The sequence below is a fragment of the Carboxydothermus hydrogenoformans Z-2901 genome (assembly GCF_000012865.1).
Taxonomy (GTDB): Bacteria; Bacillota; Z-2901; order Carboxydothermales; family Carboxydothermaceae; genus Carboxydothermus; species Carboxydothermus hydrogenoformans.
This window is the reverse complement of record NC_007503.1, coordinates 717,499-733,078: the sequence shown is the minus strand read 5'-3', so window position 1 is coordinate 733,078 and position 15,580 is coordinate 717,499. Positions and strand designations below refer to the sequence as shown.

The following is a 15,580-nucleotide window of genomic DNA, read 5'->3' as shown; positions in this document are numbered from 1 at the left end:
AGGTTTTTTTCGGGAAAGAATGATTACTCCAGTTTTTATCTTAGACGAGATACAAATGGCTAAAGACCTTTTCCTTTGAGATACAATTATTCTCTTTAACTTTAGCATGGATTCGAAAAATCCATTTATCTTAATTCTCTCTGGCCTTCCGCATCTTTTAGATAAACTTACCTTAAACCAGAATAAGCCTCTGGTCCAAATTACCCAGAGCTATAAAGTTGAGCCTTTGACCATAGAACATGATATTTTGCAAAAAGTTTTTGTGCTTTCCTAAAATATTTTGCAATTTTTGCAGATTATATGGCCTACTTCTATGCTATTTTATTCTGAAAAATGGATGCCAAATTAATTTGTAAGTTCATAGCACTATGATGGAGCAAAGCATTACTTTCTCTATTCTCAAGTTAGCCAGTTCCGATGATAAATCATTACCGTTATTAATTCAAGAAAATGCTTCTTCCAGTACTCAATGGTGCTTTTGACAGTCCCATATTTGCGGCACACTGCAATTTTGGTAACAAAAGAGCTTTTCGGCTTCTGCTATGATAGCCAGTGTCTCTTCGGTACTAAAATTTTTCCTTGCTGCCACCTCACTCTGCCCTATCTAGTTAACGTTATCATGTCGTACATTTTTGTCCATTCCATTTAAGGAGCAAAAAAAGGCGAAAGCGGCGTCTTCAACAACTGATTGGGTGAATGGATGCACAGGCTATACCTCACTCTTCAGAAAGTTGTCGGGATAAAATGCGTTCTGCTTCACGGTCGTACTCTTTTGCTAGTTCCTTTAGTGTGCTCGCAAGACGGTAGTAACCTGCCGCCTCAATTTCCTCAGCCTGCTTGCGATATTTGGCTGCCAGTTTCCTCTCGGATTTTCCTGATGGGTCCACCCAATGCATCCCCCGAGAGTTAAACAGCTCGATTCTAAATCCAACACGCATCTCTTCTGAATCTTCCGAATTAAGAACCGCAGCAGCAGACCGATGAATCCACAACCCGTCAGGATCAGGAGGCGCATACACGAGCACGTGTCCGACCTTTTTTAATGCAATCTCCAAGTGCCCAGTTTCAGAACATTTTCTTTTCACCACATCCAGCCAAGCAATTAGCGCATCACCATCGTAAGAACCGTCTGCACGAGTACCAGGAGGCGTTTTCCAATTCCACAGGAGACGCAAGGCATTGGCTGAAATGTTTTTGTTTTGCTCCGTTGGTTCATGAGTTGAGCAATCTTCATTTTTTGACGGAAAAACCAAGCGAATCACTTCGCAGAAGAAATCAGGATCGCTTGCCAATCGGCGTTCCAACAATTTAGGCGAGGCATCCTGGTTGTGCTCTAACAAAGGCAGATAGGCCCATTCGACTCGGAAGAGATCGTCCTGATTCGTCTTTGGGTCGTTTTGCAAAGCCTTTATGATCTCTACGATCTTGTAAGTGTCGTTTGCGCTCGCGCTTTCAGATGAATCTAGCGCCGCAAACAAGGCGGAAAGAGCCCTTGTGCTATCAAGAGGCTGCTTGTCCACCAGCATTCTGTATAAGCATCGAATCGCGGCAAACGGCCTGTCATACTCAATCAGCTTATCAACGGCAAGTTCAAGTCCAGTCTGTGTCTCATACGGGTTCGCAACTGTTTTCTTCCAATATGGCAATTCGTCGTCGCCAAGAAGACACGCCGAACGTTTCCAAGTCTCTGGGACAAACGGTAAGTTGGAGAGAAATTGCCCAATCTGGTCAGGCGTCCAATTGCTGGTATCTATTTTGTCAACCCACGCCCAACCTTGGCTGTGCAATCTACCTCGTACAAACCCGCCTACAAACTGCGCAAGATCCCTCCGTTCAGTATGGAGCATATCAGGCAATATTGCGCTGTCAGCGTCAACAGTTGCAACGCATCCGAATGAAAACCCTACACGCCAAGGCGACTGAACCGACGCGGCAAAATCAATGACCGCCTGTGAGCCACCTGTTTCAGCGATCTCTTGCACTGCTTGCTGACGGCGCCTCTCCAACTGCTCTACCTGCTGTTCAAAATCGCCCTTCTCTTCGTATAGATCGAAATCACGCTCGCTGAACAGCCGTTTGTGAAGAAGAGCAGGTGATTTCGGGGCAAGTCGTTTAGCAATGGCCTCAATTCTATCAACCTGACGAGATTCCATCGCCCAGTCAGTATCGGCAAACTTTCTGTGTTTAGTAACCAGATCAGCAAGCGCATTCCATAAGTGCAGTCGGTCGGTTTCTGGGAGCGCCAGAATAGCCTCCGATTCAAGGTGCGTCAAAAGCTGATCACAAGCAGAGGGCGGCAAATCCGGCAGCCGCGCTATCAGTTCAACAAGCCTTTGGACATTACCCTCGGCAACTTTGACAGCCATCTCTGCGTAACCCTTAACCTGTTCCCAGTACTCGGCGTATGTAACGCCTTTTGGCCAATTATCAGGGATCGTTTTCCTCCACGTAGGCTTTCGTGTACCGAACGATACTGAGTGCGACTCCGGGAGTAGACTCAACAAAACTTTCCATGCAACATCTGAATTTTCATTGAACAGAGTAGCAACAGCCGTACGACGTTTTGCAACAGATGCGCAGGTCTGGGGTAGCCAGGGTAAGAAAATCGTAGTGAGAGAATTGGCTGGTCGGTTCGCCCAGGTACCCCCTGGATCGCGTGCGGCAAGTGCCCCTAGGATGCATACCACCCGGATAAGGTGGTCGGGATCCCAAGCCAGGGTCTCCAGCGCCCACAGTACCCCTGTCATGTAGTTGGCACTGGTTATTCCAGAGGTTTCTTGGGCAAACAGCTCGTCAAACGGACACGGAGTTTTACGTAAAGCTGCTTCAACCGCATCCAAAAATTCATTAGGTGCAGCCTCTGCCAGCAATGGCAGCACATCGTTCAAGCTCGCCCACAGCACCCAGTCCGCGTCACTCAAGATCTCGCGGGCCGCGAGAATTGCCGTTGCCTCAGCTTTTCCAAACGAAGCAGAAGTCAGCGCCCCAGGGTGATTACCAAGAAGGGCCAAAGACTCTGCCAAGCCATTACGCAGCAATTGAGAGTGAGCAAGGACTTTTCCATAGATTTGTGCAGCATATCGCTTGTCGGTAGGCAAATCAAACTTAGGATCCTTCTCACGCAGAACAGTCACCATTGCACTTCGCAAGCGATCCAAGTGCTCGTCAAAAACCCGAGGTCCCAGCGCATACCATCCTTCATAACGAGCAATAAACTTCCATATACCATCTTGATATGTTAAAGGAGTGTTTGGACGAAGCGCAAGTTCACGTATCTTTGCTATCCATTGCTCATAGGGTTTTCCAGATAGGGTCTCCGCAACCCTGCGATCAGCTTCGTACTTTTCGTTCCACGCTCCGAGTAACACAGCGATAACCAGATCTGCAGCGTCGGGCCATTGAGCCCATTCTGGCGTCAAAGAAAGGTTTTGAAGAAGCTTCAGGAATGTACTGAGATTGCCACCGCTTTTCTGAGCAAGGAGCCTAGCCCGTTCTTCGTTGTAACCGGCCTCCTCAAGCGCCTTACTGAGCTGATAGACCTTTGGCTGAGGAAGGAAAACAGCATCCTCCTCCGGGATGCCCCCAGAGAGACCACCATATATGACAGAATGACCGGCTCTCCGAGCTTTCTCAAGCAGTATCACACCCTCATGCCCGGATAAATCGATAGTAGGTGCGGCTATCAAGATGTGGTTTCTATATTGCTCACATATTGCATTCCAGGCTTCTATGCCCGAGATTACCAAACACCGACCGGCAACATCTGTGCGTGTCTCCTCGTCAAGAGTCGCCACGCAAGCGGCAACGAAGTCGACTATTTGGTCAGGGAAGTGTGTTTGTAGTTTAAGCCGTTGAATTTTCCCAGTAAATACCTCTTTGAGTTTATTGTAAGCGTCTTCTCTGTTTAGAAGAAAAACTTGGGGCGTGAGTGGAAGTCCACCGAATGTTCGGAGCACTTCCCACCGCTCTTCGGGTGTGTCGATTTGCTGTGCCGGTAGACCCATTTTGCGCGCAAGCCACCGTTCTATAGCCGGGAACTGACGCAACCAATCGATCAGTTTCGTTCCATCAATGACACGAACATCTTTCCATTCACCTTTCGTGCGGCGGTCCTCAAGCCAGGCTGCCTGAGCGTCCTTTTTCCATGTATATTCCCACTCTCTCTGTCCGGAAAGTGGCGTCACAAAGATGAAGGTGCTTTCGCGCCGAATGTTTTCAGGCACATTTTCAGTGAGTTTTTTATAGTCAGAAGTGGCTTTATCGCGGGTCCCTAAGCCGGTTCCAATTTCCCAAAATGATTTTCCTTTGGGGACAAACGGCTCAAAGTCAAGATCAGTATCCAACACCCCATCCGGGCCATGCTGGCCGATACTGTCCTTCCAATGAAAGCGGCGCTCTCGAGGCCTAGGACATGACGCAGCGACAAGACGCCCTATCAGTTCAACGATGGTGCCTTGCGCTTCACCCTTATTGCTCCGCACCCATTCATCAAGTTGGTTTTCGGTAATAAACATTTGGACCCTCCTTGAACCATTATTTTTATTTTCAGAATATTCTTTATGAAAATTATACCATTTCCATTAATGAAGAACAAAGAGTTTGAAGGTATGAACGCATAAATCGAGTAAGAGGAGGTGATTAACCCCCGTCCTCTTACAAACCGTACGTACCGTTCGGTATACGGCGGTTCATGAGCTTATACGAAGTTGTTGACACCTTTCGATCAAAATAATTAGTACCTAATTTATTCCCAGATGACCGTACGAGTAACAGCTAACATCAACAAAACCACTGTCGGTGGCAATGCTTACGGCAATGATAATAATGCTGGAAAAAGTGAAGGACAAGGCCAAAGCCAGTTTAAAGGCCAGGGTCGGGGACAAGCAGCCTACTGCATTTGTAACACCAAAACGTTATTAACAAAACAATAAATTAACATTAAAAAAAGGGTTCTGCGTTTTCCGAAGCCTCTTTTATTTTTTATTTGCAGTGTCACTAGTGACAGGGATTTTGTATTAACTTGAAGTAAACTAACCACAAGCTAAATTAGGTTAATCAGCTTGAACGCTACAACAAACTTAGCTACTAACGATGCTTTTTCCATAAAATATAACCTCCAGAAAAGTAAACTAAAGTAATAAAAAATAAATAATTTTCCTTTATGCTCTGAAGGCAGAGCATCTAAGATTGCCGGTGAGCTTAAAAAATATGCCGCATAAAAGATAACTATTGCTAAGAACTACACACTTTTTGTAAATTGGCGAATTAACAGAGATTGATTACAACTACTGCCTTTATCCGCCCAAGTAAAAGCATTCTGAATCTGATAAAATCGGTAAAAAATGGAAGCAAAAGCTTTGCCGCAGAAGTAATTAGAAAGGGTATTGAAGAAGGAGCCAGAATGCAGGGAATGGAATTGGTTAGTAGATGTTATGGGCTAAAAGGGGAAGTGTAGGAAATAATACGAACTAAAACTAACCTGTTTTCCTATACCATGCAAACCTGTTCAAAGTAATCCAGGCTTTGTCTGGTTTAATAGTAAAGGGATAAGTGCAAAGCCCTGAAAATGAAGGACTTATGCTACTTATCCCTTTTTTCTACCTACTCATTTTCTTCCATACCCAAAAACTACCCATGCCACGAGTGATACCAGATACTTCCGTTAACACCGTTGACACTTAACATACCAGTAATTTTCCCATCTTTTTCAGTATGAAGCGTATAATAACCGTAAAATTCATGAGGTTCTACTGCTTTGACGCCGGGTAAGTTTTTGTCCAGGTATTGCTGGGCAAGCTGCAAAGCTTGTTCAGCGGTGATACGATTTTTTGTGGATGTGTTATAAGCCCAGCCCATCATTCGCCCCATATGACCATATTTAGTGTTCCACATCATATTAGGGCCCATTTCCGGAGAAACTGCTCCAGTAATTTTATCCACTATTAACTCCATAGCGTATTTTTTGCTGTCTACTTCCTGGACTTCTGCATAAAAGTGGTTATCAAACTCCATGATTTCTGCCAGTTTTAAGTTCGGATTCAAATTAAGAACAAAAAAATCACCGATTTACTACCTCAATTGGAGATTAACTAGCTTGGTAATCTTATAAAATTACACAAAAAGTAATACTTATTCTTCTAATTTTTAAGCTACAAAAACTAAATAAGTAAAAAAAACCCCGAAGCCTTAAAACTTCGGGGAGAGGAGGATTATTGGATATCCACTTTAAATCCTCGCAGATTATCCTGTGCCTTCTTGAGCCTGATGTTTAAAATGCCGTTTTTATATTCAGCAGTTGCTTTGGCAGGTTCTACTTCTACCGGCAAGTACACTACTCGCTCAAAGCTGCCTGTAAATATTTCCTTGCGATAGAATTTATCGTTTCTTGCTTCTATTTCATCTTTAACCTGTCCTTTAATAATTAGATGATCGTTTTGGACATACAGCTCAATCTGGTTCTTATCTTCTATGCCAGGGAGTTCTGCCTTAACTAATATTTCATCGCCTTCATCAAGAATATCTACCCTTGGGATTGATACACCTCTACTAATCGGTGCAAAGGCTTCGGCAAACAGGCGATTTAAATCTAACACTTCTCTGAACGGATCAAATTTTCTCATGAGCATGGCTACCACCCCCTGTCATAGATTTTTAGGTTTTATTTTTATTTTAACTTTCCTTGACCTTCCACTTATAATTATTGACCTTCTCTGACTTTTGTGCAAGAGTAGTTATTTTTAAAAAATATACGTTATTGCTGTCTATTGCTGATTAAAATTATATATCAATAATTTGCTAAATATTTCTTGGTATTTTATTTCTTTCCTCTTATTGGCGTATTTACGCCAAATACTTTATAAGCACTTCCTCAAATTTTACTGCAGTTCCACAGTAAGAATCAAAGAATAATTTCCTAAACAATAAAATAATTGTCGAAATAAATAGTTCTTTTTCGCCGTTTATACCTTGGACCAACTAATATCCCAAATAAAAAACCTCCGATATGGGCCCACCATGCTATCCCAAACCCAAAAACTGGGCCAAATAAAGTTAAGATGCCATTGGAAAGCTGCGAGATATACCACAAGCCAATATAAATGAAAGCCGGAACGTCAATAAAAATTGGGATAAAAATTAAAAAAAATAAAGTCACAATTTTAGCCAAGGGAAAAAGGACAAAGTAAGCCCCCATCACTCCGGCAATTGCTCCCGAAGCCCCAACTGCAACAATGTCCGAAGCAAAATTAAATACGTAATGCGCTGTCATTGCTACAATCCCGCTTAAAAAATAAAACAATAAAAATTTTAAGTGCCCCATGCGTTCTTCCACATTATCCCCAAAAAGCCAGAGAGCCCACATATTGCTAATAAGATGTATAAAGCTTCCATGTAAAAACATACTGGTAAAGAGGGTTACTCCACTCCAGATTATCTCTGACAATAGGCCTTGTCTTAATCCTTCGGTCAGGCGCAGGGGAGTAAAACCAAAGGTATGCAAAAAAAGCTCGCTCGTCTCCCGGGGAAGTGAAATTTGAAAAATAAATACAAGCACATTGGCCAGGATTATTAAAATTGTCATCACCGGAAATTTTCGGCTCGGGTTTACATCTCTTAAAGGTATCATCTTTATTCTCCTTTTCTCTTTACTGAGTTAATTTAAATTGGAGGCTTTAAACTCGAAGGGTAGAGTTAAATATTTCGCCGTCTATGTGTTATTTACCTTCATTTTGACCCAAATATTTGAGTTTTTTCAACCAAACCGGTTTCGAAACTTTCAACCTTTCGACGGCAAACATACCATATACACACAAAAGCCCCCAGAGCATTAACTGGAGGCTTTGCTCTTTCACCGATTTATAACGACCAGTTTAAATTTATTTTTTTCTTTGCTAAAATACAGTGATATATTGCAAAAAATTTTTTGACTTCCCTAAAATACTCTGCAACTGTCTTCTATGCTAAGTTATTTAGAAAAATAGGTGCCAGACTTATTTGCAAGTTCACAAAATTATCATTAAATTCATCTCTGCTAACTTATGAGTTACTAAATTAAAAGTTAGTAACTCATGAGTTAGTAACATTATAAATTTCCATTGTGTTTATGGCAAAATAAAAGTACAAAGTTTGGCAAGGTAAAAGTGCAGAAAAAGTAATAATAAAAATGCCATAGCCAGCAGTCCTAAAATCTAACAATATCTTGTTAGTACAACTAATTCAAAAAAGCTAATCTCATCTTTTCCAGCTACCCCGCAAAGGATAATCTTAAAAAGCCCGTAAAACCGGGCTTATCTTTTAAGTATTTTCTTTATTCGTACTTTTTAGAAGCTTATAATATTCTATTAAAATCCTGTCTAACTCCTGACTTTTCTTTACCACTTCGGGATTGGTTAATTCCGCTACCTCATCTATTAATTGAGCCAGTTCTGCCTTTAATAACTCAATTGTTTTTAGTAAAATTTCAATTTTTTTATTTTGCAAAAATACCACCTCCGGGCTTATCCTGCCCAAAAGGAGGTGGTTTGATTCCACTTTTCCTGACAAATAATTTTATAGTTTTAATTTTTTATTAAAAAGCAGGTGATTTTATGTCCGAAGAAAGGTTTATCAAGCTTGAAGTTCGTTAGCTCAATTTCTCATTTAAAAACCAGACACTTTCCAAAAAGCATAGTTCCGTTTCATCTTCATCTACAATCTTATGGAGACTTACAATGGTTTTCTGTTCAGAAAGAATTCCGGTTAATACTCTTACAGTTTTACCATATGTTACTTCTTTCTCGTATTTAACTTTAAGCCTTTGGAGACTATAATTTGAGATAATTTCCAGAGGCACAGTATCTAAGGCCCATACCACATATTTTACATTATTGACATGACCATTAGAGTCCAGGTCACTGTACCTTACCTCAAACTGCTTTTCAATATCAATACTCAAAAGCTTTTGTGGTTCTTCAATCGGCAGAATATTATTATTTTCATAACTCACGCCATATATCCCGTACAGATAGTCGTTAATTTTTACCGGCCTTCTTTTTTCGGTATTAATTAGAAGCCACCGGGAATTGGCCTTGGCAATTTTGATTCCATTTTTATCATATATTTCAAACCATCTATAGGCAAAAAATTTATTGAAAGAATGCGGGGCTGTTCTTACTAATACTCTTTCATTAAACCTTGGATATCTATCTACTTTTATATCCCAGTTCATCAGAACCCATCCGAGATTATTTTGCGTTAAATAAGCAATTCCTCCTAAGTTTTCGCTTTGGACAAAGGCTATATCGTTAAAATAATTGATGAGGCTGGTGATTAGGGTTCTCTTTTGATAGTCTACATCGTAATAAGGAATTCGGTATTCAAGCTCAAAGATATTAGAATTCATCTAACGGCTTCACCTTCCTGCTGTTACGAATCATTCAAATAAATAACTACTCCATAGTTTTCGAACTCCAGGGAAAATACCGTATAAGTATTAAGGCCAGGACAAATCCTCCTACGGCCAGGATGTTTAAAACATGAAATACCGCCGGCACTCCCAGGTGGTCAGCAAGCACCCCAAGTAAAGTTACTCCCACTCCTCCCATGCCTACACCAAAACCCATTGTAAAGCCGCTGGCAAGTCCTTTTCTGTGGGGTATAAGTTGCTGCCCGAGCACCACCGTGGTCGAAAAGGTACTGATTAAAGTTGCCCCAACCAAGGCAAGTAAAACAAAGTAGACAAAACCGTTGTTAGTACGGGAAAAGAAGAAAATTAGCGGAATTAGTAATGCCATAGAACCGGCCATTACCTTCGGCGCCCCTAAAATATCCGTAAGTGGTCCTCCCAGCAATGTACCAACGGCACCAGCAAGTAAAAATACCGAAACAATGTAACCTGCTAAATGGGGATCCCCTTTTAAATAATCGGTATAATACAATGGCACGTACGTATAAAGACCCGCATGCATCCAGGTACGAAAAACAATGTATAAAAGAAGAAGGAAAAAAGCAGCAATGGTTCTTTTTTTACTTTCAGCCTTTATCTCCTGCCCGGATCCCTGACCATTTCCTTTTGCTTTTTTCTCCACCACTTCGTCCCGAAGAGAAGTAAGGCGAGGCCAGGAAAACAAAAACAGGACCGCTATTAAAAGGCTTGGCAGAAGGAAGAAAACCGTTGCCTTTAAGCCCCCTTTGCTTAAAAGCCAGGCCATATATATCGAACCCAAACCAAAACCTAAATTGCCACCCACCGAAAATACAGCCATTCCCCTTCCCTTGCGCACACCGCTGGCCAGGTTGGCTACGCGGGAGCCTTCAGGGTGATAAGCCGCAACACCAACGCTTGCAATTGTAACTACAATTAACAGTAAAGAAAACCAGGGCATACGGCCGGTGACCGCTACACCAACTCCGGCCAGCAAACACCCTAAAGGCAATAACCACCGGGCGGGACGCCTATCGGCAATGTAACCAAAAAAAGGTTGAATAACGGACGATGCTATATTTGACATTAATACTAAAAGACTGGTTTTAGCATAGTTTAAAGCAAAAGCCTGTTTTAATATTGGTAATAAAGCCGGTAAAGCTCCCTGAGCCATATCGGTAACCAAATGTCCCATAGATAAGAGTAAAAGCACGCCTAAATTTGGTTTCGCCGATTTTACCGCTTTTTCCAACAGTATAACCTCCCCCATTAGATGTTAATAAGCCCCCCGGTTTTGCGGGAGGCTTTTAATCATTTCCAGTTATTTTGCTCCACTTTCCACCGGTTTTTCTTTAGAGATAATTCCTCCTGGTTGCTTTTCAACCTTAATATTTTCCATGAAAAAGCTGAGAAAAATGCCAAAAACAATTATAAACATTGCCACCCAAAATACATAATGGATGGATTCAGCTAAAGCATGCTTTAAAGGTGGTACGATAATTTCTTTGAGCTGAGGTGGTATTTTTTCCAGTACTTCCGGCCGAAGTAAGGTATTGAACAAACCCTGGGGATCGGTTTTGGCTTTTTCCAAAAAATTAGCAAAGGGCCCCGTTGCAAGCCCCGGGATTTTTTGCACTACCGGCAAAAAGTCTTTCTTTAAAAGTTCGATGGAGCGGTGATTTAAAACTACCCCAAAAATGGTTACACCAAAAGTCCCGCCGATACTTCTAAAAAACTGGGTCGCCGACGTTGCAACTCCCCGCTGTTCTAAGGGGAAAGCGTACTGAACGGCAATAGTCAGGGTCGGCATCACCAGTCCCATTCCTAATCCCAGAACTATAATGTACAAAGTTACCACTAACCGGGTGGTGTCAACGGTCATAGTACTTAGCAAATAAAAGCCTAATGTCATTAAAGCCATTCCGGTAATCAATAAATTCCTGAAACCGACTTTCGAAACCAATTGTCCGCCCAAAATACTGGTAAAGACCATAGCAAACATCATGGGAATCATTGTATTGCCCGAATTGGTAGCGGAAATCCCCAGAACCCCCTGCATGAATAACGGTAAAAACATAATTGCCCCAAACATGCCAAAACCCATTAAAAAACCTACCAGGTTGGCTACGGTAAAAATCCGGTTTTTAAAAAGGTCCAGGCTTAAAATCGGCTCCCTGGCAGTCTTCTCCACTCTAAAGAAAATCAATAAAAATACCAGGGAAGTAGCAAACAGACCGATAATTTGCCAGGAATTCCAGGGATATTCTTTACCTCCCAAACTTAAGCCAAGTAAAAGAGATGCCACCGCAATAATCATGGTTAAAGCCCCGGCAAAGTCAATAGGAGCTTCTGCTTTAAGCCGTTTTTCCCCACTTAAGCCAATAAATACGGTAATTGCTGCTAAAATGCCTACAGGTAAGTTAATATAAAATACCCAGCGCCAGGAGGTATGGTCAACAATCCAGCCCCCAAGGGAGGGACCTACAATTGATGACAATCCAAATAAAGCCCCCATTACCCCCTGCCATTTGCCCCGTTTATCCGGAGGAAAAACGTCGCCTACAATCGTCATAGCCATGGGCATCAAGATTCCTCCACCAATGCCCTGAAGACCGCGGTAAATAATAAGCTGGGTCATATTTTCACTGGTTCCACAGAGTGCGGAGCCCAGCATAAAAAGGCCAAGGCCAGATACATACATTATCCGCCGGCCGTAGATATCGGCAAGTTTTCCAGCTATAGGCACAAAGGTGGTAGAACTTAACATGTATGCAGTAGTAACCCAGGATAAAATATCAAGCCCCCCGAGCTCTCCTATAATCCGCGGCATTGCAGTGCCGACCACCGTTTGGTCCAGTGCTGAAAAAAACATCCCGAGGATTAAACCAATTAGTAAAATGTTTCTTCTGGAATTCTGGTCCATTTTATCTTGCCACCTCTCTAAAGTAATAGCTTGCTTTATTTAAAAGCCTGATTAACTCGCTGGTGTCCTTTTCTCCTAAATATTCCACCAAGCCAGAAAATCTTTTTAGAATCTCTTTTTTCCCCTGTTCTAAAATTTCCTTCCCTTTTGCCGAGGGTCTTACAATGACTATGCGCCGGTCTTTTGCGTCGCGAAGGCGTTCAATATATCCCCCTTCTTCCAGGGAATTTAACATATGGGTTACCGCTGCCGGAGTGATATTAAGCCGCTGGCTTAGATCTGAAACTTTTACTCCATCAATGCCTTCACCGCACATCTCCCGCATGGTGGCAAGTAAGATTAATTCACTTTTTTTAATCCCAAAACGTTGCCCGTGAAATCCGTCCCCTTTTTTAAACTGAATCACCGTACGCACCAGCTCTTCGGTAAGCTTTTGTTTTAGTTCTTCGTTAATATTCATCAACTCCTTTTTTAGTTTATAAATATTTTACGTTATAAATTATTTACTAAATAAATTTTTATGTCAAGCTTTTACCCACTAAAAACCGGGCAAAAAGATTTACGTTAAGAAAAGGTTTTTAATTCTTCCACATATTGCTCTATTACCGAATGACAACAACGGCCAAGGGGGTTTTCGGTGCGGCATTTTCCACCGCCACAGGCTCCCGTTAGGGCCAGAATTGCCTTTAAGTCCGGACCAACCTGCCTGAAAGCTTTCTTGATTTCCCCGCGGGAAACTTTATTGCAGTAGCATAGATAAACGTCATCGCCCTCATCTTTATACCAGAGAGTAGTTTTTATTAAATCTACCTCAAAAGTTTTTTCCCCGAAGTAAGCTACCGGACAAGAAGGATTGGTACAGGCAAAGTATAAGCCATCCTGAAACCGTTCTTTTTCCTCATCTTTTAAAAGATTAAACACCGTTTCGGCAAAAACTTTAATACCTTCAGTTCCACACTTCGGACAATTCATTTTAGGATGCCTCCTGAATTAACATATAACTGATTTCTTCAAGTATTTTGGGCTTGATAAAGTCGCTGGTCGGCAAGCTCAATCAATCCAGATATTTTTATTTTACCACAAGTTGACTTCCACCCCAGGGCTAAAGCCCGGGGATTCCTTCAGGCGGCTTACGCCGCCATCCGGCTGCCGCTCGTCGCCCCAGAGGGCGTACCGGCGGCAGATTCGAAGCGGCTTACCCACCGGTGGCGGTTCCACCGGAAGGCAAGCGGCTTTAAGGGCGTAGCCTCCGCCCCGTGCTCCTTCGAGGAGCCCTGAAGGATTATGTTTAATGCCGCGTTGGCATCGGCGTGCCAGACGCGACCGCATTTCTCGCACACCGCTTTATGCCGCACAGGTCGCCTGACAGAAGAACCGCAGACGGCACACCGGGAAGAGGTCCCTCGCGGCTCCATCGGCACTACCCTTATCCCGGTCCGAGTGCAGGCAGCTTCGATAAGGTTCCTCAACATGCGGAAGGCCCAGAAGTTGTGCACCAGAAGGTTCTTCGGCCCGAAGTCCATGGTCTCCCGAATGCCTCTCAGGTCTTCGAGAAATAGCGTGGTTACACGAAGCCGTTTAAGAATGCGGACAATTTTTGCAGCCAAAGCAACAAAGGCGTGCCTGAGCCTGCGGGCACGGAGCTGATAAAGCCTCTTCAGCCTCCTGGAGGTCTTCCTTCCTGCCCGGTTGAGCCTCGACTGCTCCCCTGCAATCTGATTGGTCCAGTAGAGGAAGTCCTTGATGACTTCGCGGGCGGAGAAAAGGAATTGGCGGTTGAGTCCTTCGACGGCTAAGGCGACCAGGACCCTCACACCCAGGTCGATGGCGGCATGCTTTTCGGGCCGGGCTTTTCTTGCTGGCTCCGGCACCTCCACTACCTGATGGGCATACCAGCGGATTTTTACCGGGTCATATTTAAGCTCCAGGGTTTTAGGTCTGCCGTGGAAGCGCAGGACACCCTTCGTGCGCAGGACCAAGCGATCTCCCCGCCCCTTCCGGAGGTCCTGCGGCAGTGTGAGGGAGAGATAACGAGCATCCAGGGAGTAGGACGTAGGTGCCTTGACGGGAATGACGCGGAATATGCGCTTTCCCGTGCGGCGGTCCTTCCAGTAGCGGGGTATGTGCGGCGGCTTCTCCAGTTCGCCTTTCCGGTACAACCGCAGGCAGGCAAAGTAGGAGTCCCACGCCTTCCTTGCTTTTTTGATGATCTCCTGCCCCATGTGAGCGGGCAGGGCTTTATATGCTGGGTGCTCCTTGAACTCGGAGCATAAGGCGGCATAGGAGGGCACAGATTCTCCCTTGAAGAACGCTTGCCTGCACCTGTACTGGACGGCGTTCCAGAGGGCAGCACAGCGGTCCCCAATGGTCTCCAGAACTTGCTTCTGCAGTTTATCTGGAAGAACCCGGACGACGTTGGTGCGTTTCATGCTTCCATTATAGCAAAATCTAAAGCCGCTTTCATTCCCAGACTTAAAAGTCGGGCCCTTCAGCAGCGGATTTTCTTGGTAAATTTATCTTTTTGTCGAATATTTAAAAAAAGAGCCAAAGGAGGCAAAGGAATGTCAAATTCCGGCTGGGATATCAGGAGAGTTTATTTTTATCTGGTTTCTTGTTGGAACCGCTACGTTTATGAGAAATTTAGTGGATGGAGTATTACCATTCCCCATTTTTAAGCCCACTATTGTTGATTACAAAATTAGAGTTGCCGACTTGCAAAAATATAACCAGCTAAATTTAGAAAAAGAAAGATAAAAAGCAGGTTATAACGCCTGCTTTTCCATTTTAAGCATTTTTTCTTTTAAAGATAGTCCCCCGGCAAATCCTCCCAGGCCGCCGCCGGCAGCCAGGACTCGATGTCAGGGGATTATTACCGGAATTTTGTTGGTGGCCATGGCCCGTCCTACCGCCCGGGCCGCTTTCGGGTTTCCCGAAAGACCTGCTAATTCACCATAGGAAACGGTTGCCCCGTAGGGAATTTTTCGAAGCTTTTCATAGACTTTGCGGGCAAAAGGCGAAGCCCAGCTTATATCAAGGGGCAAGGAAGAAAAATCCACTTTCTCCCCGGCATAATAGCGCTTTAATAATTCGGCAGTTCGACAAAATAATTCGGATTTTACAGGATTTACCTCTACGCCGATTTCCTCTAAGGCAGCTTTCGGAGTAGCTTTAGGAAGGGAAACGGCATAAACCCCCTTCTCCGAAACTGCAATGGCTACATAACCGTAATCAGTAGTAATGATATCACACTCCATCTT

13 protein-coding genes and 1 pseudogene are annotated in these 15,580 nt (G+C 43.5%); 1 reads left to right on the top strand and 13 read right to left on the bottom strand.

Annotated elements, in window-relative coordinates:
- Positions 1-7: 7 nt before the first annotated feature.
- Positions 8-238 (top strand): annotated as a pseudogene (locus CHY_RS13550) (AAA family ATPase); the annotation flags it as partial.
- A gap of 478 nt (positions 239-716) precedes the next feature.
- On the opposite strand, the gene CHY_RS03755 reads toward CHY_RS13550, so the two are convergent.
- The 13 genes from CHY_RS03755 to CHY_RS03695 form a co-directional block, all read right to left on the bottom strand.
- Positions 717-4,514: a hypothetical protein gene (locus CHY_RS03755; RefSeq protein WP_011343756.1), complete on the bottom strand. Its 3,798-nt coding sequence runs from the start codon at positions 4,512-4,514 to the stop codon at positions 717-719.
- 225 nt (positions 4,515-4,739) lie between these two features.
- On the bottom strand, positions 4,740-4,883 hold the full coding sequence (locus CHY_RS13120) for a hypothetical protein (RefSeq protein WP_162485053.1): 144 nt from the start codon (positions 4,881-4,883) through the stop codon (positions 4,740-4,742).
- Between the two features lie 745 nt (positions 4,884-5,628).
- The gene (locus tag CHY_RS03745) at positions 5,629-6,012 is read right to left on the bottom strand and encodes a hypothetical protein (protein WP_162485052.1); all 384 of its coding nucleotides are present in this window, start codon (positions 6,010-6,012) and stop codon (positions 5,629-5,631) included.
- Between the two features lie 197 nt (positions 6,013-6,209).
- Positions 6,210-6,626 (bottom strand): Hsp20/alpha crystallin family protein, encoded by a 417-nt coding sequence (locus CHY_RS03740; protein ID WP_011343751.1) that lies wholly within the window; start codon positions 6,624-6,626, stop codon positions 6,210-6,212.
- Positions 6,627-6,913: 287 nt separating this feature from the next.
- Entirely contained in the window at positions 6,914-7,624 is a 711-nt protein-coding gene (locus tag CHY_RS03735; RefSeq protein ID WP_011343750.1) for a rhomboid family intramembrane serine protease, read from the bottom strand.
- Between the two features lie 668 nt (positions 7,625-8,292).
- On the bottom strand, positions 8,293-8,478 hold the full coding sequence (locus CHY_RS03730; protein WP_041537639.1) for an aspartyl-phosphate phosphatase Spo0E family protein: 186 nt from the start codon (positions 8,476-8,478) through the stop codon (positions 8,293-8,295).
- A gap of 142 nt (positions 8,479-8,620) precedes the next feature.
- Positions 8,621-9,379 (bottom strand): acyl-[acyl-carrier-protein] thioesterase, encoded by a 759-nt coding sequence (locus tag CHY_RS03725; protein ID WP_011343746.1) that lies wholly within the window; start codon positions 9,377-9,379, stop codon positions 8,621-8,623.
- Positions 9,380-9,425: 46 nt separating this feature from the next.
- Positions 9,426-10,652 carry an MFS transporter gene (locus CHY_RS03720; RefSeq protein ID WP_226986723.1) on the bottom strand — a complete coding sequence of 409 codons (1,227 nt, stop codon included), beginning with the start codon at positions 10,650-10,652 and terminating at the stop codon, positions 9,426-9,428.
- A gap of 69 nt (positions 10,653-10,721) precedes the next feature.
- On the bottom strand, positions 10,722-12,323 hold the full coding sequence (locus CHY_RS03715) for an MDR family MFS transporter (protein WP_011343744.1): 1,602 nt from the start codon (positions 12,321-12,323) through the stop codon (positions 10,722-10,724).
- 1 nt (position 12,324) lies between these two features.
- Positions 12,325-12,783 (bottom strand): MarR family winged helix-turn-helix transcriptional regulator, encoded by a 459-nt coding sequence (locus CHY_RS03710; RefSeq protein ID WP_011343743.1) that lies wholly within the window; start codon positions 12,781-12,783, stop codon positions 12,325-12,327.
- Positions 12,784-12,887: 104 nt separating this feature from the next.
- Positions 12,888-13,295, bottom strand: coding sequence for a copper chaperone Copz family protein (locus CHY_RS03705; protein WP_011343742.1), 408 nt, complete (start codon positions 13,293-13,295; stop codon positions 12,888-12,890).
- Positions 13,296-13,453: 158 nt separating this feature from the next.
- Entirely contained in the window at positions 13,454-14,752 is a 1,299-nt protein-coding gene (locus CHY_RS03700) for an RNA-guided endonuclease InsQ/TnpB family protein (protein ID WP_011343741.1), read from the bottom strand.
- A gap of 333 nt (positions 14,753-15,085) precedes the next feature.
- A complete protein-coding gene (locus CHY_RS03695) occupies positions 15,086-15,577 on the bottom strand; it encodes a methylated-DNA--[protein]-cysteine S-methyltransferase (protein ID WP_011343739.1) in 492 nt (163 codons plus the stop codon).
- Positions 15,578-15,580: the final 3 nt, after the last annotated feature.